Here is a 20,072-nt window from a genome sequence, read left to right as displayed (position 1 = left end):
AAGGGCCTGAAACCAATATCTTTTCGAGGGACAGAATATGGATAAACTCAATCACCCGCTGGCTCGGGGAGCCAGTTACCTACTGATTTATCTGACCGCCCTACAGCCATTGCATCCGGCATTTGGTGCTGGGATCAATACCACAAATAATCAGACTAAAGTGCGGCAGGGTAATGTGCCGGTCGTAGATATTGCCACACCCAATGAGGCGGGCATTTCGCACAATAGCTACAAAGACTTCAACGTCGGTGTGCCTGGCGTTGTGCTGAATAACGCCACTCAGGCTGGCAAGTCGCAGTTGGCGGGAGAGTTAAGCGCCAATGGCAATTTAAACGGCAATGCCGCCCATCTGATCGTAAACGAAGTCACTGGTGGTAGCCGCTCAGAGCTACAGGGCAAGCTGGAAGTTTTCGGCAATAAAGCTAACGTGATAATTGCCAACCCTAATGGTATCAGTTGTGATGGCTGTGGTTTTATTAACACCCCTGGCGTCACCTTGACTACAGGTAAACCACAGTTTGACCTGCGGGGAGCATTAGAGGCGTTAGAGGTAAAAAAAGGCGCTATAACTATCGGCGGCAAGGGGCTGGATGGTAATTCGGCCGATTATGTCGACATCATCAGCCGCGCCACCGAGTTGAACGGTAAAATCAACGCCCAAAATCTGTCGTTAATCCAAGGCGCTAACCGAATCAGCATCAAGGATGGCACCATCAAACCGATCAACGGCGAAGGGCCCAAGCCTCAGTTAGCAGTCGATACCAAAGCATTGGGTGGCATGTATGCTAACAGGATCCGTTTGGTTGCTAACGAGACTGGTATTGGGGTCAATCTTAACAATATCAACAGCTCGCAGCGTGATATTACACTTAACGCCAATGGAAAGATTGTGTTGGGTAGCGTGCACGCGCAAACGGATCTGAACGTCAGCGCTAGTGAGGTCGCTATTCCTGCTAATGCAAGTGTGCGTGCTGAACGCGATATGACGCTGGCGGCGACCGCATTAAGTAATAGCGGCAATGTGACAGCGCATCGTGATATGCGGATCTTTGCCGACTCAGTAAGCAACGTCGGTGACAAGGCTGCACTGCACAGTAACAAGAATCTGTGGATACAGAAAGACGCGCAGGGCAACAAGGCTAAACTGGTGGATAACCGCTCTGCACGTATTCAGACCAATAGTGGCGATCTGGTTATTCGGGCGGACAGACTCAATAACGTGCGTAATTCGGTGATCGCGGAGTGGCGGAATATTCCTGGCAATTCCAAGGCGTTTAATAAATCTTTCGTGGGTAGTTACTACGACACACGCAACGGTGTAGATGCTATTGTACGGCTGGAACCAGAATTGAAAGACTTTGGTTTTGGCAGTTGGTTCGGGGAAATCAATCTTTCAAAAAGCGATAAGGTCAATGTCAAACGGGATGAATATGTGATAACCCAATCACAAGCTCCTGCAACGATCAGTTCTGGCAGTAATGCTTATATTAATGTCACTACATTATGGAATGACCAATCCACGATTAAAGCCGCTAAAGATCTTATACTGACCGGGAACACCTTCTCAGTTAAAGGGGAACAGTTGGGGCAAAAGGATCTTTATTGGCGATTGGCGTCTACCACTTTTGGCGTCGGCGGTTTTGCCAGCGATGAAGATGCGCCACCTGGAAACTGGGATTTATTATATGTTAATGAAAAGGCGCCATATAACAAACAGCAGGGGATTCTGACGTGGAAAATAACGGGGTGTCAGAATTCATCAATTACCGCGGGTAATAATTTGACGGCGGATTTTAAAGATAAAATACATTTTTATACATCGTCACCGCTGGAGGGGAGTGTCAATGAAGTTATCGGATTAGGGCGAACAGATACGTTAGCTGCGAAAAATATTCTGTTGCACGCCAATCAAATTATCAGCACAGATAAAATTAGTGCACATGACGATTTAACTGTTATTGCTGATGATCTATTTTATACCGACGGCGCAGAACTGACGGCGGGTAATAGTCTATCCGTTTTGGCGGTTAATGAGTTGGATACCCGCCAAGGCTACCTGAAAGGGAAAAACATTACCCTGACCAGCCGAAACGGCAACGTCAAGGTTCACACATCGCCGACTCAACGTTATTTCGGCAGCGATGGTTCTCGCTGGCTAAGCCAGTTAAATGCCTCGGGCGATTTGACGTTGAACGCGGGCAAAAGCATCTATTTACGCAACATCTATATGGCCCCACAAAGCAACAATATTGCCATGACGGCCAGCGCTGGCATCTCGATCGAAAGAAATGATGAGGCGTTGGATAACGAGAGAGTAGGACAACATCTTTCTGCTGAGAACCGGCAGGTGCAGTTTAACCAGATGTTGAATGCCGGGCAAATGAACTCTACCGGCTCGGTGTTGCTCAACAGTGGCGGCTATCTGGCATTACGCGGCACCCATATTAAAGCCGGAAAGGATATCACCTTACTGGCTGGTCATAACGCCGATCTTAATTACCGTGTATTGGGGAAACAATTTAATGCTTTATTCCCCGCTTCACGTACGCCTGAGCTGGGTAGCCAGATACAGGCTGGTGGTAATTTATTGATCAATACAGCACGCGATCTCGGTACCCAGGGGGCAACGTTAGCCGCCAATGGTAATATCACTCTGCTTGCGGGGCAAAACCTATGGTTGTCTGCACTGGGGTACTCCGTCGTTGATGCGGCTAATGATAACAACAAGAACGATCGCCAACTGATCACCACTCTTCATGCAGGAAAAAACCTGACGGCGGCGGCAAATAATCAACTGTTGGCTTACGGTGCTAAGTTGACCTCGGGTGGCAATATGACGCTGACCTCTGGCGGCGATATTCGCTTCGAGGCGGTGGAGAACAAGACTCACCGTGTACATTCCGGTGGCTACACGGAACAATTGATTCAGCAGGGTAGTGAACTGATTGCTGGTGGCCTGCTTACGATAATTTCCCGTGGCAGCATTTTGTTCCAGGCGACCCGGTTACAGTCTAAAGGGCAAACTGGCCCGGTAGCGCCTGCGGCGAATCTATCCGGTGTGGATGCCGCATTGGCAGCGGCCGAGCGACAGTTTCAGGCATCCCGTCAGAGATTTGACGAGGCGCAACAGAATAAAGCGCAGGCAGAGGGGCAGCTTGGTGCTCGTAAACGTGAACTAGGCGCTGCGCAGCAACATCCGGATACGTTGTCACTATTTGATGTCGGCGCGCATCCCATAACCTCGTCAACAGCCCGTTTCGTTGCGGTGCCAAGTTACAGTGGTGGAGGCGTTCATTTTGATGCATCGGCTCGCATTGACAATAAAGATCATCTAGATCGGCTGTTGCGGGAAGGCGGAAGGGCCTTTGTCAATAATGTCTTGCAATGGGGAGAGGCTTGGGCTCCCACCCCTGACGGTGTCAAAGTTGCCAATGCGATAAAAGAAGCCACTGTGGCGGAATATGACAAGATACGCCAGCGCCTAATTGACCGGCAGAATGCGGTAAATAGTGCCAAAAATGCGGTTAACACGGCACAAAACACGTTCAACCAGGCTCAGCAACGTTTGGAACAGCCTGCAAGAGAAAAGAGTGTTGCTGAAAACCGCCTGAACGCTGCGCGGACTGAAAAACAACGTCAATATGATGCGGAAAAACAACGCAAGGCACAGGAGGATGCACGTAATCGGGAGTTGGCTGTTCGTACTGGCACTCTAGATATAGCGGCGCAAGGAGGTTATCTGTATGCGCAAGCCATGGAAGAGTCGAATCACTACGAAGACAAAAAGAAAAAATGTAATAAATGGAGCCTATGTATCACCAAGAAAGAGGTGACGCAAACACGTCATGACGTCACCAATAAGGTCACCGAGTTTATCGCTGGCGGCAATATCAATCTGCTGAGCCGAGACGATAGTACTTATGAAGCGAGCAAAATAGCCGCTGGGAATAATGCTCGTTTGACCAGCACTCTGGGAGCGATTAATTTCCGAGCTGTCAAAGACACTGCTTTTGAACAAACGGTTTCCCTGTCTAAGGGATTCTTTATCAAACAGGCTGATAAAGGCTATTCAGAGGGGAAATGGGTAATACCAAGTATTCATGCTGGTGGCAAATTGGTGATCAATACTGCCAATGGTATCAGCACCGATGTGAAGGTGAAGAACGGGCAGGCACTGCAAAGCGCTATTGATGCGTTGGGGAATACGCCGAGCATGGCCTGGATCAAAGATCTCAACAAGCGCAACGATGTGCAATGGAACGCAGTGAAGGACGCCTATGACAGTTGGGACTATCAGAGCCAGAAACTGAATCCGGCCGTGGCGGCGGTCATTGCCATTGCTGCGGCGACAGTGACAGCAGGCAGCTCATTAGTTGCAACCGCTGCCAGCAGCACGGCTACAGCAGTAGGCGGTGGGGCCGTGACTAGTGGTGTTGTGACCGCCGGAATGTCTTCGCTAGCGTCGCAGGCTGCCGTTGTGCTGGTAGAGAATCAGGGCAACCTGTCGAACACGTTGAAGGCGTTGGGTAACAGTGACGCAGTTAAGGCTACTGCAACCGCTATGGCAATTGGAGGCGCGCTGAACGGTTTTGATAGTGTAACAGGATGGAATAAGGATGCAGCAGGCAAGCCACTCAATCCCAAAGATGTGAAGCTTCCCCATCTCAGCAATGGTGATTGGAGTAAGGTGGCGCAGCGCGTGGCGGGCCAGTCGATTATCAGCTCGAGCCTGAATACCGCAATTAACGGTGGGAGTTTTAGGGATAACTTAACCAATGCTTTGCTGAGCAATATCGGTGGTCAACTTAATGCTGAAGGGGCCAATCTGATTGGCGAAAACGGGCAGGTATTGGGTGTTCCTGGCAAGGTACTAAGCCATGCTGTGGTGGCCGGAGTTGCGGCAGAGATTGGGCGTGGTGACGGTAAAGGCGCTGCCGCAGGGGCAATGGCGGCTGAGTTGGCTGGGGTTATCATGCAAAGTTCATTGTTTGAGCCAGCCAATCTCAATGAAAAAGAGCGTCAGTTAAGGCGGTTGCATGAAGCGCTAAACGGAAATGAAACAAAAGAGCAAACGGCCCGTGTTATTGGCGCGTTGACGGGGGCTCTCATCACTCATACACCTGAAGGTGCTTTTAGCGCAGCTGACAGTGCCCAAACGGTATATCGCTATAACATGACCGATCATATGCTCATGCAGTATGCCTGGGATAATCAGATGGATATTTTGGCTGCTGATAAAGGAGATGTTGCTGCGGCAAAACGTGTGGTGGCACGTCGAGAAGCTGCCGTGATGGCCGCTGCTGTTGGCGGCGGTGGCTTGGTGATTGCTACTGGGGGCATCACTCTGGTTGGCGCGGCTCCTGAGCTTGTATTGGCTGCGCGTCTGGCTATTGCCGGTTGTAAAACCAACCCTGCACTGTGTTTGAATCAGGCCGGAATTTATGCAGCAGATCTCGTTGCTCCAGAGGCTATTATTGGGGCTGGTGCAGTAACTACTGGCAGCACACTGATACTTGGAAAATCCGAGGGTAGCGCAAAGAAACTAGCACAACAGCTAGTTAATACCTCCGATGAACTGTATAAAACCAAGAGTCTCAATACTCAGCCTGTTGCAGACTTCATCAAGAGTGAGGCGACGGCGGGTGCTAATCTGTCGACTAAGACTGCTGATTATCTGCGCGAAATTCAGAAAACTAATATTGACCAGTTGGTTAAGCTGTTCGATAAGAAACAGCCAAATAATAGACTAAGTGTGTTCGGTAAACAGTTTAAACAGGTTCTCGGTGAGGGAGGGAGTGATAGAAAAGGAAAGACTAAAGTTTTTTCTTCTCAATCGCTTACTGAAAGGGAGATTTTTGATTTTGCTCAATCTTTGATTGGTGGGGGTTCTTTAAAAGAGGTGATGACTCCCAGAGGCAAGGTATACTTCGCAAAATCAGGTAACATGACGATTAACCTTAGAAATTACTCCAACTCATCAGAGGAAACACAAGCTCGATGGACGATTGATATCATTGGCAATGAACGAATCAAAGATGCTGCGGGAATCGCTTCAAATAAATATGAATTGAAATTCCGATAGGTAAATATATGTTGACAGAAAATCAGTATGAGGAACGAAAAGACACTTTAGAAGGTTTATCAATTGGAAACCTTTGGAAAAACATTCATCCTGAAGGTGTTTCAGGAGAGATAACCTTAAACTTTGATGAAGAAAAAGCTATTTTCCTATGGTTCCTTCGGCGATTAATGGAGGATGGGAAAATAAGGTTAGCTAGTCGTGGGGTCTTTTTACCCGGAACTGTAGAGGAACAGATGAATCACTTTGAGAAAACGTTCCCCAAAAACCAGGAGCAAATGGATGACGGGGCGTTCGATGGGTTTTGGTTTCTCACAGAGAAATGCCCTGGAGGGATCGTTTGGATCCACGAAAACGGCTATCTGGACTGGACATAATCTGTTTTTTCTCTAAACACCTGCCTCATACCCCCTAGCACAAAAGTGCTGGGGGGTATGTCGAACAAGCGCAAGTTGATGGTTATTGCTGCGCCTTCAGCCATGCAATCTCCTCGGCCCAGATATCCGGGTTCACCGTCTCCAGGATCAGCGGGATGTTATCGAAGCGCTCGTCGCGCATGATATAGCTGAACACGGTCTTACCAATATTGCCTTCACCCAGGCTGTGGTGGCGGTCAACGCGGCTGCCAAACTCGCTCTTGGCATCGTTAAGATGCATACCGCGCAGGTAATTAAAGCCCACCACGTCGCCCAGCTCTTTAAACGTCTTCTGGCAATCTTCTTCGGTACGCAGATCGTAACCGGCGGCGAAGGCATGACAGGTATCAATACAGACACCGACGCGGCTCTTGTCTTCTACACCGTCGATGATCGCCGCCAGATGTTCAAATTTGAACCCCAGATTGCTGCCTTGCCCGGCGGTATTCTCGATCACGGCGGTGACGCCGTGGGTTTTATCCAGCACGATGTTGATCGACTCGGCGATCCTTGCCAGGCACTTATCCTCATCTATCTGCATCAGGTGGCTGCCCGGGTGGAAGTTCAGCAGCGTCAGCCCCAGTTGCTCACAGCGTTGCATCTCATCAAGAAACGCCTCACGGGACTTCTCCAGCGCTTCCGTTACCGGATGGCCAAGGTTAATCAGATAGCTGTCATGCGGCAGGATTTGCCCTGGGCCGTAGCCGTACTGTGCGCAGGCACTTTTAAACTTGTCTATCACGTCGGCAGGCAGCGGGGCAGCCTTCCATTGACGCTGATTTTTAGTGAACAGGGCGAATGCGGTCGCCTCTAATTCGTGTGCGCGGATCACGGCCTGATCTACGCCGCCAGAAGCGCTGACGTGTGCACCGACAAACTTCATTTTCATTCTCCTGTGTTAACGCTGCCATTATGGCATTGATAAGCGAAGGATTGAATGGTGGGGGTAAAACAAGCAGGCCCGAAAGCTCGGGCCTGAAGAGGGGGGATTACAACAGGTGCTGCACCAACAGGTTGATGGCACCGCCGCCAACGATCAGCCAGACAAACAGCAGCGTTGCCAGCAGAATGGGTTTCACACCCGCCTGACGTACCGCACTAATGTGGGTGGTCAGCCCTAAAGCGGCCATTGCCATGGCCAGCATCCAGGTGTCGATGGTGATCAGATGCTGTACCAGCGAAGCCGGGATCAGGTTGAACGAGTTCAGCCCGGCAACGGCGATAAACAGCACAGCAAACCACGGAATGGTGATGGCCGATTTTTCACTCTTGCTGCCGTTACCGGCCCGGCGGCTGATATAGCCAGACAGCAACAGCAGGAACGGGGCTAACATCATGACGCGGATCATCTTGGAGATCACCGCCGCGTTTTCCGCATCTGGGCCGATGGCATGGCCAGCAGCAACCACCTGAGCCACCTCATGGATTGTCGAGCCAGCGTAGATGCCGAAGGTTTCCTGCGTCAACGGCAGCCACTGGAAGTGCTCATTGAGTTGATACAGCCACGGATAGGCAAAGATCGCCAGCGTACCAAACACCACTACGGTAGAGACTGCGACGGCAACCTTACTGGAGTCTGCCTTCAGCACCGGCTCGGTGGCCATTACGGCCGCGGCTCCGCAGATGCTGCTACCGGCACCGATCAGCATGGTGGTTTGGCTGTCGAGGCCGAACACTTTTTTACCCAACCAGCAGGCCAGCAAGAAAGTGCTGCTCAGGGTCAGGGCATCGATAATGATCCCGCTGGCCCCCACGTCGGCAATTTGCTGGAAGGTTAAACGAAAGCCATAAAGAATGATCCCCAGGCGTAGCAGCCGCTGTTTGGCCAGCTGTACGCCGCTATGGCAGCTAGGCTGCAACCAGGGATAAAGAGTGTTGCCGATCAGGATGCCGCACAGGATCGCCAGCGTCAGGGCGCCTAATCCCAACCCGGCAACCCAGGGAACATCGCCCGCCCAGACCGAAAACGCGGTCAGCGCGCCGGTCAGCAGTAAGCCTGGTATCAACCGTGGTAGTCCAAACAGCGGAAAACGCTGTTCGGGATAGGTATGAGTGCTGTGACTCGCCATGATTATTCTGTCCTCTGCTAAATTCCTGAGTGCAATGATAAAAGCAGGTGACCTAAAAGAGAAATTGATTATATATTTATAACTTATCGGAATAAGTGGTTGATCGGCTGGACGGTCGGCTACTCCGCCAAGCCTAATCCTGTAAACGTGATAACCTTATAAGGCAGGGCAGTAAGCATTACCAATGCCGTGTAACTGATTTTTGGTGTTTTCATTTTAATGGTTTTGTCTGACCATTCTCTTTATGTCGAGGCTGTTATGCATATCACTTTGCGCCAACTGGAAGTTTTTACCGAGGTGCTGAAAAGCGGATCCACCACTCAGGCCTCAGTGGTATTGGCTTTATCACAATCGGCAGTCAGCGCGGCGCTGGCCGATCTGGAAGGGCAACTGAAGGTGTTGTTGTTCGATCGCGTGGGTAAACGCCTGGTGATCAACGAACATGGCCGCTTGCTATACCCCAAAGCGCTGGCTCTGTTGGAGCAGGCTGGGGAAATTGAACAACTGTTCCTGCATGACAGCGGCGCGTTACGCATCGCCGCCAGCAGCACCATCGGCAACTATATGCTGCCAGAGATGATCGCCCACTATCGCAAAGATTTTCCTGCTACAGCGTTGGAACTGAACGTGGGCAATAGTCAGGAGGTGATTGTTGCGGTAGCCGATTTTCGAGTCGATTTGGGGCTGATCGAAGGGCCGTGCCACATGCCTGAGTTGGTCACCCAGCCGTGGCTTGAAGATGAACTGGTGGTGTTTGCCGCGCCGGATAACCCATTGTTACAGCAACCGGTGACTCTGGCAACGCTGGCCAGCGCCCCTTGGATCCTGCGGGAGCGGGGGTCTGGCACTCGTGAAGTACTGGACCATCTGCTGTTGGCGCACCTGCCAAACTTCCAGTTGGTGATGGAGTTGGGCAACTCGGAAGCGATCAAACACGCGGTGCGCCACGGTATCGGCATCAGTTGCCTGTCACGTCGCGTAGTGGAAGAACAGTTGGCTAGCGGTGTATTGGTGGAACTGAGCATTCCTCTACCGCCATTGATGCGCACGTTGTATCTGATCCATCATCGGCAAAAACACATTTCCAATGCGCTACAGCGTTTCTTGAGCTATTGCGTTGGGCAAAAACCGGACAAGATCGCATAAAGTCATCATTAGGGCCGCTGCTAATAATTGGCGGCGGATTATGAAGCTATCTTATATCAGGGCAATGTTACTAGTTCGCTGGCGGGTATTTGTTACAATCCGGCCCTCATTTTTGACGAGCAGATAGGGTAAGAATGGCTCAGCAGGATATAAAAACAGCGGGGCAGAAAGCACCCGGATTACGCCGCGAGCTGAAAGCGCGGCATTTAACCATGATTGCCATTGGCGGTTCCATCGGTACCGGCCTGTTTGTTGCCTCTGGCGCAACGGTTTCCCAGGCAGGCCCAGGCGGCGCGTTACTCTCCTATGCATTGATTGGTCTGATGGTGTATTTCCTGATGACCAGCCTGGGTGAGCTGGCGGCGTTTATGCCGGTTTCAGGATCGTTTTCCACCTATGGTGCCAAGTATGTTGAAGAAGGTTTCGGCTTTGCGCTGGGCTGGAACTACTGGTACAACTGGGCGGTGACAATTGCGGTCGACCTGGTAGCGTCACAGTTGGTGATGAACTATTGGTTCCCAGACACGCCAGGCTGGATCTGGAGCGCCCTGTTCCTTGGCCTGATGTTCTTGCTTAACTACATCTCGGTCAAAGGCTTCGGTGAAGCGGAATACTGGTTCTCGCTGATCAAGGTGAGCACGGTAATTATCTTTATCGTCCTTGGCGTACTGATGATCTTCGGTATCTTGAAGGGCGGTGAAAATGCCGGTTGGCATAACTGGACGATCGGCGATGCGCCGTTTGCCGGTGGCTTCTCGGCCATGATTGGTGTGGCAATGATCGTCGGCTTCTCGTTCCAGGGCACCGAGCTGATCGGTATTGCGGCGGGCGAGTCGGAAGATCCGGGCAAGAACATTCCACGCGCGGTGCGTCAGGTGTTCTGGCGTATTCTGTTGTTCTATATCTTCGCGATCCTGATCATCAGCCTGATCATTCCTTATACCGACCCAAGCCTGTTACGCAATGACGTGAAAGACATCAGCGTCAGCCCGTTCACGTTGGTATTCGAACATGCTGGCCTGCTCTCTGCGGCGGCGGTGATGAACGCGGTGATCCTGACGGCGGTACTCTCTGCGGGTAACTCCGGGATGTATGCCTCAACCCGTATGCTGTTCACGCTGGCTTCGGAAGGTAAGGCGCCACGCATTTTCGCCAAGCTGTCAAAAGGTGGAGTGCCGCGTAATGCGCTGTATGCCACCACCGTTGTAGCGGCGCTGTGCTTCCTTAGTTCGATGTTTGGTAATCAGTCCGTTTATCTGTGGCTGCTTAATACCTCGGGCATGACCGGCTTTATCGCCTGGTTGGGGATCGCCATCAGCCACTACCGTTTCCGCCGCGGCTATGTGATGCAAGGGAATAGCCTGAGCGATCTGCCGTATCAATCCGGTTTCTTCCCGTTGGGGCCAATGTTTGCCTTCGTGCTGTGCTTGATCATCACGCTGGGGCAGAACTATCAGGCCTTCCTGGCGGACCGTATCGACTGGTACGGCGTGACGGCAACCTACATCGGTATTCCACTGTTCCTGATTATCTGGTTCGGTTATAAGCTGACGCGCGGCACCAAAGTGGTGAAGTACAGCGAAATGGAATTCCCGAAATGGAACCCTGATAAGTAAGCGATTAGTTCTAGACGCGGCGGGTTACCGCCGCGTTCTCCCCCCCCTCAAAAATCCCCCCAGCTAAAAACCAAACAAAAAAAGGGCCGCACGATGGCAGCCCCTTGGTACAAACTCTGTTTGGCAATCAGAAGTTGTAAGTCATGCCCACGGTATAACGACGGCCATCCAGCGTGGTGTTGTAGTGCTCGTAATCCACGGTTTTATCCAGAATGTTGTAAACTCCGCCGCTAAGCTGCAGGTTTTTCAGCGCCTGGTAACTCACCCCGGCATCAACAAAAGTATAGGATGGCGTGCTGACCGCCATTGAGGTGCGGCTCAGGTATTCCGAGGTTTCGCTGCGGAAGTTAACGCGTGACCACAGGCCGAGATCCTCGGTGGCTTGCCAATCCAGCACGCCATTGATCATGTGCTTCGGCATCTGGTTCAGCGCCTTGCCCTGGAACTCACCGCTCTTTTGTTCAGATTCGGTAAAGGTGTAGTTGGTGCTCAGCTTCCAGTCTTCGGTGATCTGCCAACCGGTGGTCACTTCGATACCGCGCATATTGGCTTTATCCACGTTGACGCGGTCGCTGACGAAATCATAAGTGGTGTTACCGATGGTACAGGCCGGATCCTCTGAACTGTTACAGCGGCGAACTTCGGTGATCTTGTCTTTGAAATCGGTGTTGTACAGAGTGATGCCTGCGTTCAGCCCCTCCTGGTTATCCCACAGGATACCGACCTCTTCACTGATGCTTTTTTCTGGCTTCAGATTCGGGTTACCCACGATGATGCCGTTGCTCACGCCACCGCCGGTGATCTGGCCCCAGTTGGCAGAGGACTGGCGCAGGTCTGGCGAGCGATAACCCGCAGAAACCCCGCCTTTCACGGTCCACATTTCTGTCAGGTGCCACACGCCATACATGCGCGGTGTCCAGTGGCTACCGTAGTTCTGATCGCGATCCATACGGATCCCGGTGGTCAGGCTGAAATCGTTGGTCAGCGCCCATTCGTCTTCGGCGAACAGCGCCCAGCTCCAGCGGGTCAGTTGGTCCAGACCGTCAGCCGCTTCCAACTGGTTGCCACCGTCACTCAGTTTCTCATAGCGGTATTGCCCGCCGAGGTTCAGCATGTGGGAACCAAGATCAAATTGGGTCTGGGTGTTGAAGATGGTGTTGTACATCTTCATGTTGCGTCCGGGGTTATTGGTCTCTTCCCGTTGAACGTAGCTGGTGCTGTTACCAAAGTCGTAATAGCCGTTATGGGTGATCGAGTAGTTATTACGGGTATACAGATTGTCGCTGGAGGAGTTCGGCTTACAAACGCCTTTGCGGCAGTTTTCTAATGCGACGGACTTACCCGGTGTGCTGTTGCGATCCTGCAGGGAACGACCGATTTCGAAATCAAAATCGTTTTTCTCATCCGGCGTCAGGCTGAATACCGCCGTGCCGCTGCGCATACGCTGTTCGTTAAAGCCATTGGTAAAGTGGTCTTCCCCACGATGGGAGAACAGACCATTCACCCGCAGGCCAAGCAGCCCATCGATCAGCGGGCCAGAGGCGTAGGCGTTAGTCTGGTAGATATCACCGGAATCCCGGTCTTCCTGAATGGTGGCATCGCCTTGCAGGGAGCCAACCCAGTCTTTAGTGGTGGAGGTTTTGCGCGTGATGATGTTGATCACCCCACCCATGGCATCGGAGCCATAGAGAGAAGACATTGGCCCGCGTACCACTTCAATACGTTCAATAGCCTGCAATGGCGGCAGCCAACCTTGCTCGATACCGGCGTTGTCGCTGTTAGGGCGGGTGCCTCGGGTATCGACACGTTTACCATCGATCAGGATCAGCGTGTATTTAGAGGACATCCCACGAATGCTGATGTCGCTGCTGCTGGCACCGCCGGTTACCACCACGCCCGGCACGTCTTTCAACGCATCGGTGACGTCGCGGTACGCGCGGGTTTCCAACTGTTGGCGAGGGATCACCGATATGGTGGCCGGCGAGTCTTGAATTCTTTGCTGGAAACCGGAGGCGGTGACCACCATGGTATCTTCTGTTTGTGCCAGAGCGCTGCCGCTGGCGAGTGATGCGAGGATTAACGCGGTTAAAGTGTTATAGCTTGGCTTTTCCATGGGTTAAATATTCCCGTCCGAGGTCAACAGGTTTTCCTGTTAGTTGTTTGATTTAAAAGAATATGTTTTCACGCTGCCGCGAGAATTTTCGTTGCGTGAGGAAAACGTCAGGCCATTGTAAGGAAATCGTCATGAATGTAAATACAAATGATAACAACTATCATTTGTATATTTGTTAGGTAATATATTTAAACCCGGGGAAAAGGGGGGATAGCCCGGCGCAGCGCGGTGGTGCGCCGGGTGGATTAGCGTTTTTGGATGTAGGTGATCGCCAGTGCCAATGCCAGCACCAGCCCTTTAATGATATCCATAGCGTAGTAGGGCACGGAGAGCATCACCAAGCCGTTTTGCAATACGCCCAGGATAATCGCGCCAACCAGGGTACCCAGCGCATTAGGTTTGCCGGAGCCCGCCAGGGAGAAACCGATATAGGCCGCCGCTAACGCATCCATCAGGTAACCGCCTCCGGCGTTAACCTGTGAGGAACCGATACGTGACGCCAGCAAAATGCCGCCAAGGCCCGCCAGCAGCGAAGAAAGCACGTATGCGGTAACCCTGTAACGTACCGTGCGGATACCCGAAAGCCGGGCGGCCTCCGGGTTACCGCCGATGGCATACATCCGGCGGCCATGCTTGGTCAGCGACAGGAAAAGCTGCATGATCACCGTCACCGCCAGCATAATCAGCACGATCACCGGCACCTGGCCCAGAGAGGAAAACACTTCTGGGATCACGCCTTCGGCCATATCCCCGTTCGGCAGCACCATATTCTGGGTGATGGAGCCGCCGTAGCTGTAGGTCATGGCCACGCCCTGGATAACGAACAGGCTGGCGAGCGTGGCGAGCATATCGGGGATCTTTAGCAGCACGATCAAAAAGGCATTGAACAGGCCGACCAGCGTACACAGCAGCAGCGTCAGCACGATGGCACCGGTAGTGCCGAAGCCGTACCAGGCAAACAACGAAATCACTAACGCATTAGCCAACGACGCCGTAGAACCGACGGAGAGATCGAAGCCGCCCACCGAGAGTGAGATCGACACGCCAATGGCAATCACCGTCACGATGGCGATCGAACGCAGAATGTTGATGATGTTGTTGGCTTCGAGGAAATTGTCGGAAGCCAGGCCAAACAGCGCGATCAAGGCGACAACGGTGAGCAACATCCCCCATTTATACAAAAACTCAAACAGCTGGTGGCGCCAGGGCAGAACGCTTTTCAGGGACAATGCTTTACTCACGCAGGAGTTCCTCCGGTGGAATACAGTAACAGGGTTTCTTCATCAATATCGGCGGCGTTGAGCTCCGCCACTACGCGGCCATCCCATAATACGCAGATGCGATCGCACAGGCCCACCAGCTCGGAAAACTCGCCGGAAGCATAGATAATGCCTTTGCCGTCACGAGCCAAACCGTCGATCAGCCGGAACAGATCCTGTTTGGCCTTGATATCTACGCCTTTGGTGGGTTCGTCAAAGATCAGCACCTCGGCGTTGCCACGTAACCATTTGCCGATCGCCACTTTTTGCTGATTGCCGCCCGACAGGCGGGCCAGCTTTTGCTGTGGGCCGGAGGCCCGTACGCCAAGCCGTTGCATTATCTCTAAGGCCCAGCGCAGTTCCTGGCGGCGGCTGAACAGGCTCCAGCGGGAGAAGCTGTCATCGGCACTGACGCTCAGGTTCATCGGGACGGCTTCGTGGATAAAAATGCCCTCCTTGCGGCGCTCTTCCGGCACCAGCGCCAGGCCTTGTTCTACCGAAATATGCGGTGAATGCGGTGCCCAAGGTTTGCCGCGCAGCTCTCCCTGCGTCAATTTACTGGGGGTTGCGCCGAACAACGCTTTGCAAAGCTCGGTTTTTCCTGCGCCCGCCAGCCCGGCAATGCCTAGGATCTCCCCTTGATGCAGGGTTAAAGAAACGTCACGCAGTTTATGGCGATCGTGCAATCCCTCTACCCGCAGCAACGGGCGCGAGCCGTGCTGTGGGCGCGGGGCCGGGAAGATATCGTCCAGCGAATGGCCCAGCATTTTTTCGACGATCTGTTCACCGCTCAGGCCCTGCATGCTGCTTTCACCGGCATGGCGACCGTCGCGCAGGACCGTCAAATGATCACAGACGGTTTTCAATTCGTGGATACGATGGGAAATAAACACGATGCCGATGCCTTCGGCGCGCAGGCGGCGCACGATGCGGAACAGGCGTTCGCTCTCATTGCTGTCCAGTGGAGCCGTCGGCTCATCAAGCACCAGAAAACGGCAGCGGTGGGATAGTGCCCGAGCCAGCAGCACCTGCTGTTTCTCCGCCAACGTACAGGCTTCCAGGCGTTGGCGTGGGTTGATATTCAGCCCAAGCTGCTGCAACAGCGCGGCAGCCTGGCGATGCAACTGCCGCCAGTTCAGCAGATGGCCCGGCTGATTGAGCCAGTCCAGCATGATGTTTTCCGCGACGGACAGCGTGGGGATCAGCGCTACATCCACCTCCTGCTGCACCACCTGGATCCCGTGCTGGCGGGCCTGCAGCGGCGAATGAATATCGACCTTTTGGCCGTCGATAAAAATTTCACCCTGGTAATGGTTATGCGCGCCGGAGAGAATGCCCATCAGCGTGGATTTGCCCGCGCCGTTGGCTCCCACCAGCGCATGGGTTGAACCGCCTTGCAGCGTAAAATCGACGTTTTGCAGAGCGTTGAACCCGGCAAAGGCGATGGAGATATTGCGCATCTCCAGGCGTGAAGCGGTATTGGTCGGCATAGTTTGGCTGAAGACGTTGCGCCCCTCGTGTTTCAAATCGCGGCGTGGTGGCGGCAACGTGAAATTCATTTGGATGTATAGACGGCTAAAGAAACTCTTTTGTAACATGAATTGCCATTTTTGCAACATGCAAAATGGCATAACGTAGATAAAAAGCGGGATCAGAACCCTAAGCGATCGCGCAGGGCATAGTAGGCGGCACCTAGGGCGGTAAATGGCACCTGTAAATGGCGGCCACCGAAGAACGGCAAATGGGGGAGTTGAGCGAATGCGTCAAAGCGTTCCGCGTCGCCGCGCAGCACTTCGGCAATCAGTTTGCCTGCCAGATGGGTCAAGGTCACGCCGTGGCCGCTGTCGCCTTGCAGGTAGTAAACGTTATTTTCCAGGCGGCCAAACTGTGGCATGCGCGACAGGGTCAGCAGGAAATTGCCGGTCCAGCGGTAATCGATGCGCACCTTCTTCAACTGCGGGAAGGTTTTGAGCATCAAGGGCCGGATCCTGGCTTCGATATCTGCTGGATCCTGTGCGCCATAGACCACGCCACCGCCGTATAACAAACGGTTGTCTGCCGTCAGGCGAAAGTAATCCAGCAGATAGTTGCAGTCTTCAACGCAGTAATTATCGGGCAGCAGCGATAGAGCCATATCCGCAGATAAAGGCTCGGTGGCGATGATTTGCGAGCCGCAGGGCATACTCAGGCGGCCGAGGCGGGGTTCCAGCTTTTCCCCCAGATAGGCGTTGCCTGCCAGGATCACCAAGCTGGCGCTGACGGAGCCAAGAGCAGTGTGTAGTGTGGCGGGCTGACCATAATCGATATGGGTGACCGCCGATTGTTCAAACAGCCGCCCGCCGTGGCGGCGTACCGCTTCGGCTTCACCCAGCGCCAGATTTAACGGATGCAAATGGCCACCTTGGCGATCCAGCAGCCCGCCGACATAGCGTTCGCTGGCCACGGTGCGGCGCATGGTTTCCCCGTCCAGCAGTTCCAGTTGCTGGTGGCCATAACGCTGCCAATGCGCCATTTTTTCCGTTAGCGCGTTAAATTGTTTGGTGGTTAAGGCGGCAGAAACCGCTCCGGGGCGATAGTCACAGGCGATGGCGTAGCGATCGATACGCTGGCGAATGATCTCCGCCCCTTCAAACATCATGCTGCCGAGCATGGCTGCAGTTTGCTGGCCGTAGCGAGCCTCGATCACATCGATATCGCGGCTGTAGGAGTTCACCACCTGCCCACCGTTGCGCCCACTGGCTCCCCAACCGATGCGGGCGGCTTCCAGCACCACCACGTCGTAACCGGCCTCGGTCAGGTGCAGGGCGCTGGAGAGGCCGCTAAAACCGCCACCGACGATGCAGACATCGCAGCGGGTAGCCTCGTTCAACTGGGGATAAGGAGCATGGGGGTTGGAGCTGGCGGCATAATAGCTGGCAACATGTTCCATCATCACTCCTCCGGCGGGTCTTGTCAGAAGGTGGTTGGGGTATGCGCGCTGACGATCTTGCAAACGCGCGTTGAGGTATTGCTGAAGCTGTGGGGCATGCCGGTGTTGATGGCATAGCTCTGGCCAGCGGTCAGCAGATAGGTCTGGCCATTGACCGTCAGCATGATCTCTCCTTCCAGCAGCGTGCCGATCTCTTCGCCTTGATGTTTGATCTTCTCACCGGTGGTGGTGCCCGGTTGATAGGTCTCCAGCATCATGGCCAGGCTGCGGGTAGGGCTGCCGTTATGCACCAGCTTCATCGAAACGCCCTGGCTGCCGATCTCGATCAGATCGTCCGGCTCGATCACCACTTTGGGTTCATCTGGCCGTTCAGGTTCAGCAAAAAATTCAGACAGCGATAGCCCATAGACCTTCAGCAGTTTCTGTAACGTACTAATGGCAGGGCTGACTTTGTCCTGCTCAATGGTGCTGATGGCGCTGTGGGTTAATCCGGACAGTTCGGCGACCCTGCGCTGTGACAAACCCAAGTGCTGACGGATCTGCGACAGGCGCTTGCCTGGTGCCAAGCTGACTTCGCTCATAGCGGTAGTTCCTTCTGATAGGAGCGACAGGTTGGGATCACACCCGGAGCCGGGTACCTGTCTAAGTGATATCGAAACCACATGATATCGGTTGTTGGGCGGCCGTTGGAAAATATATTGCCCATGTTTCCCCCTGGTCTGGCGGAAGAAATTCTGTACCAACAAAGCGCAAACAACGCCTTTTCGGTCAATATTTTATCAATTTAGCAGTCCATGGCGAATAATCAAACGCCATTGTAACATTTGCAAACCATTTATGTTAAAGCTATGTTTCATATTATGGGTGTTATTTTGAGCGCCAGCCTGTGGCGCACTCTACAGAGAAATCAGACCATGTGTTAAGTCAATCGGCAAGCGGATGCGAAGGCATTCCCAAGAGCACAACGGCAGGTGATGTATGCAAACCAATAGCGCAGTAGTAGAAGATTTTGCACAGCATAATGAAGAAAGGCGAAGTAGCGCGTTCCAAAGTGAGGTTGCTCACTATTTGGAACGCCACCCTGCCACGCAGTATATCGATATCCTTCTCACCGATCTCAATGGTTCCTTCCGCGGTAAACGCATTCCCGTCTCCGGGCTGAAAAAAGTTGAAAAAGGCTGCTATTTCCCCGCTTCGGTGTTTGCTATGGACATTTTGGGCAACGTGGTGGAAGAGGCTGGGTTGGGGCAGGAACTGGGCGAGCCGGATCGGATCTGCATGCCCGTGCCCGGTACGCTGACGCCGTCGGCGGCGGATCCGCAACATATCGGTCAGGTGCTGCTGACCATGCTGGATGAAGATGGTACTCCCTTTGACGTTGAACCCCGCAATGTACTGAACCGAATATGGCAGGCGTTGCGCCAGCGCGGACTGTTCCCGGTGGTAGCGGTAGAGCTGGAGTTTTATCTCATCGATCGACAGCGAGACTCGGAAGGTTATCTGCAGCCGCCGTGCGCACCAGGCACCCAGGAACGTAACGTACAGAGCCAGGTCTATTCGCTGGATAACCTCAACCATTTTGCTGGGGTGCTCAACGACATCGACACATTGGCACAGATGCAAGGGCTACCGGCGGATGGCGCGGTGGCTGAAGCTTCCCCCGGCCAGTTCGAGGTGAACCTGAATCATACCGACAACGTGCTGCAAGCCTGCGATCATGCGCTGGCGCTGAAGCGGTTGGTGCGCCAAGTGGCCGAACATCACCATATGCATGCCACCTTTATGGCAAAACCTTATGAGGATTACGCGGGAAGTGGCATGCACGTCCATCTCAGCGTGGTAGACAGTGCGGGGAAAAACCTGTTTGCCGAAGCGGATGGCGAAGACTCGGCGCTGCTTAAGCGGACATTAGCCGGGATGATCGCCTTGATGCCCGCATCGATGGCGGTGCTGGCGCCCAACGTGAATGCGTTCCGCCGTTTCCAGCCGGGGATGTATGTGCCGGTCCAGGCGTCCTGGGGGCATAACAACCGTACCGTGGCGTTACGTATTCCCTGTGGCGATGCGCAGAACCACCGCGTGGAGTACCGCGTTGCCGGTGCCGATGCCAACCCTTATCTGGTGGTGGCGACTATCCTGGCGGGGATGCTGTACGGGCTGGACACCGAATTACCGCTGCCTGAGCCAGTGACCGGCAACGGTTTGGAACAGGAGGGGCTACCGTTCCCGATCCGCCAAAGCGATGCCCTGTACGAATTCGAGCATCAGCACGAACTGACGCACTACCTCGGCGAACGCTTTTCACAGGTTTATCACGCCTGCAAAATGGGGGAACTGATGCAGTTTGAACGGTTGGTGACGGAAACCGAGATCGACTGGATGCTGAAAAATGCCTGATATCAGGTACCCTGATGGCAATGAAGGGCGTTTTTCCTGATATTAAGC

12 protein-coding genes are annotated in these 20,072 nt (G+C 53.4%); 5 read left to right on the top strand and 7 right to left on the bottom strand.

The annotated features are described in order from the left end of the window. The first annotated feature begins 37 nt into the window (after window positions 1–37). Both KGP26_RS18015 and KGP26_RS18010 read left to right on the top strand, forming a co-directional pair. Window positions 38–6,082 carry a DUF637 domain-containing protein gene (locus KGP26_RS18015; RefSeq protein WP_223664368.1) on the top strand — a complete coding sequence of 2,015 codons (6,045 nt, stop codon included), beginning with the start codon at window positions 38–40 and terminating at the stop codon, window positions 6,080–6,082. A gap of 8 nt (window positions 6,083–6,090) precedes the next feature. Further along, window positions 6,091–6,456, top strand: coding sequence for a DUF596 domain-containing protein (locus KGP26_RS18010; protein WP_223664367.1), 366 nt, complete (start codon window positions 6,091–6,093; stop codon window positions 6,454–6,456). Window positions 6,457–6,538: 82 nt separating this feature from the next. Here the strand turns inward: KGP26_RS18010 and nfo are convergent, their stop codons facing one another. Beyond that, window positions 6,539–7,378 (bottom strand): deoxyribonuclease IV, encoded by an 840-nt coding sequence (gene nfo / locus KGP26_RS18005; RefSeq protein ID WP_094981625.1) that lies wholly within the window; start codon window positions 7,376–7,378, stop codon window positions 6,539–6,541. Window positions 7,379–7,484: 106 nt separating this feature from the next. Beyond that, on the bottom strand, window positions 7,485–8,564 hold the full coding sequence (locus tag KGP26_RS18000) for a YeiH family protein (RefSeq protein WP_223536001.1): 1,080 nt from the start codon (window positions 8,562–8,564) through the stop codon (window positions 7,485–7,487). Window positions 8,565–8,822: 258 nt separating this feature from the next. Here KGP26_RS18000 and yieE point away from each other — a divergent pair, with 258 nt between their 5' ends. Together yieE and KGP26_RS17990 are read left to right on the top strand one after the other, a co-directional pair. Beyond that, window positions 8,823–9,710, top strand: a complete 888-nt coding sequence (gene yieE, locus KGP26_RS17995; RefSeq protein WP_021805849.1) for a DNA-binding transcriptional regulator YeiE — start codon at window positions 8,823–8,825, stop codon at window positions 9,708–9,710. Window positions 9,711–9,844: 134 nt separating this feature from the next. After that, window positions 9,845–11,326: an amino acid permease gene (locus tag KGP26_RS17990; RefSeq protein ID WP_021805848.1), complete on the top strand. Its 1,482-nt coding sequence runs from the start codon at window positions 9,845–9,847 to the stop codon at window positions 11,324–11,326. Window positions 11,327–11,453: 127 nt separating this feature from the next. On the opposite strand, the gene KGP26_RS17985 is transcribed toward KGP26_RS17990, so the two are convergent. From KGP26_RS17985 to puuR, 5 genes are all read right to left on the bottom strand, one after another. Beyond that, window positions 11,454–13,439 (bottom strand): ligand-gated channel protein, encoded by a 1,986-nt coding sequence (locus KGP26_RS17985; protein ID WP_166732960.1) that lies wholly within the window; start codon window positions 13,437–13,439, stop codon window positions 11,454–11,456. Window positions 13,440–13,684: 245 nt separating this feature from the next. Then, on the bottom strand, window positions 13,685–14,680 hold the full coding sequence (locus KGP26_RS17980; protein WP_223664366.1) for an ABC transporter permease: 996 nt from the start codon (window positions 14,678–14,680) through the stop codon (window positions 13,685–13,687). Beyond that, window positions 14,677–16,188: a sugar ABC transporter ATP-binding protein gene (locus tag KGP26_RS17975; RefSeq protein ID WP_223665667.1), complete on the bottom strand. Its 1,512-nt coding sequence runs from the start codon at window positions 16,186–16,188 to the stop codon at window positions 14,677–14,679. Before KGP26_RS17975 ends, KGP26_RS17980 begins: the two co-directional genes overlap by 4 nt. A gap of 161 nt (window positions 16,189–16,349) precedes the next feature. Next, window positions 16,350–17,630, bottom strand: a complete 1,281-nt coding sequence (locus KGP26_RS17970) for an FAD-binding oxidoreductase (RefSeq protein ID WP_223664365.1) — start codon at window positions 17,628–17,630, stop codon at window positions 16,350–16,352. A gap of 20 nt (window positions 17,631–17,650) precedes the next feature. Then, entirely contained in the window at window positions 17,651–18,208 is a 558-nt protein-coding gene (gene puuR, locus KGP26_RS17965; RefSeq protein WP_021805845.1) for an HTH-type transcriptional regulator PuuR, read from the bottom strand. Window positions 18,209–18,605: 397 nt separating this feature from the next. Here puuR and KGP26_RS17960 point away from each other — a divergent pair, with 397 nt between their 5' ends. Continuing rightward, window positions 18,606–20,024 (top strand): glutamine synthetase family protein, encoded by a 1,419-nt coding sequence (locus tag KGP26_RS17960; protein ID WP_094981620.1) that lies wholly within the window; start codon window positions 18,606–18,608, stop codon window positions 20,022–20,024. Window positions 20,025–20,072: the final 48 nt, after the last annotated feature.

This window comes from Serratia sp. JSRIV002 (assembly GCF_019968725.1).
GTDB classification, from domain to species: domain Bacteria; phylum Pseudomonadota; class Gammaproteobacteria; order Enterobacterales; family Enterobacteriaceae; genus Chania; species Chania fonticola_B.
The sequence above is the reverse complement of the archived record's forward strand: the minus strand, read 5'-3'. Positions and strand labels throughout refer to the sequence as shown.

Bases quoted from the DNA above. Each gene is read 5' to 3' on its own strand.
- KGP26_RS18010 (WP_223664367.1), top strand. From the start codon at position 6,091: ATGTTGACAGAAAATCAGTATGAGGAACGAAAAGACACTTTAGAAGGT.
- KGP26_RS18015 (WP_223664368.1), top strand. From the start codon at position 38: ATGGATAAACTCAATCACCCGCTGGCTCGGGGAGCCAGTTACCTACTG.
- puuR (WP_021805845.1), bottom strand. From the start codon at position 18,208: ATGAGCGAAGTCAGCTTGGCACCAGGCAAGCGCCTGTCGCAGATCCGT.
- KGP26_RS18000 (WP_223536001.1), bottom strand. From the start codon at position 8,564: ATGGCGAGTCACAGCACTCATACCTATCCCGAACAGCGTTTTCCGCTG.
- KGP26_RS17975 (WP_223665667.1), bottom strand. From the start codon at position 16,188: ATGCCGACCAATACCGCTTCACGCCTGGAGATGCGCAATATCTCCATC.
- KGP26_RS17970 (WP_223664365.1), bottom strand. From the start codon at position 17,630: ATGATGGAACATGTTGCCAGCTATTATGCCGCCAGCTCCAACCCCCAT.
- yieE (WP_021805849.1), top strand. From the start codon at position 8,823: ATGCATATCACTTTGCGCCAACTGGAAGTTTTTACCGAGGTGCTGAAA.
- KGP26_RS17960 (WP_094981620.1), top strand. From the start codon at position 18,606: ATGCAAACCAATAGCGCAGTAGTAGAAGATTTTGCACAGCATAATGAA.
- KGP26_RS17985 (WP_166732960.1), bottom strand. From the start codon at position 13,439: ATGGAAAAGCCAAGCTATAACACTTTAACCGCGTTAATCCTCGCATCA.
- nfo (WP_094981625.1), bottom strand. From the start codon at position 7,378: ATGAAGTTTGTCGGTGCACACGTCAGCGCTTCTGGCGGCGTAGATCAG.
- KGP26_RS17990 (WP_021805848.1), top strand. From the start codon at position 9,845: ATGGCTCAGCAGGATATAAAAACAGCGGGGCAGAAAGCACCCGGATTA.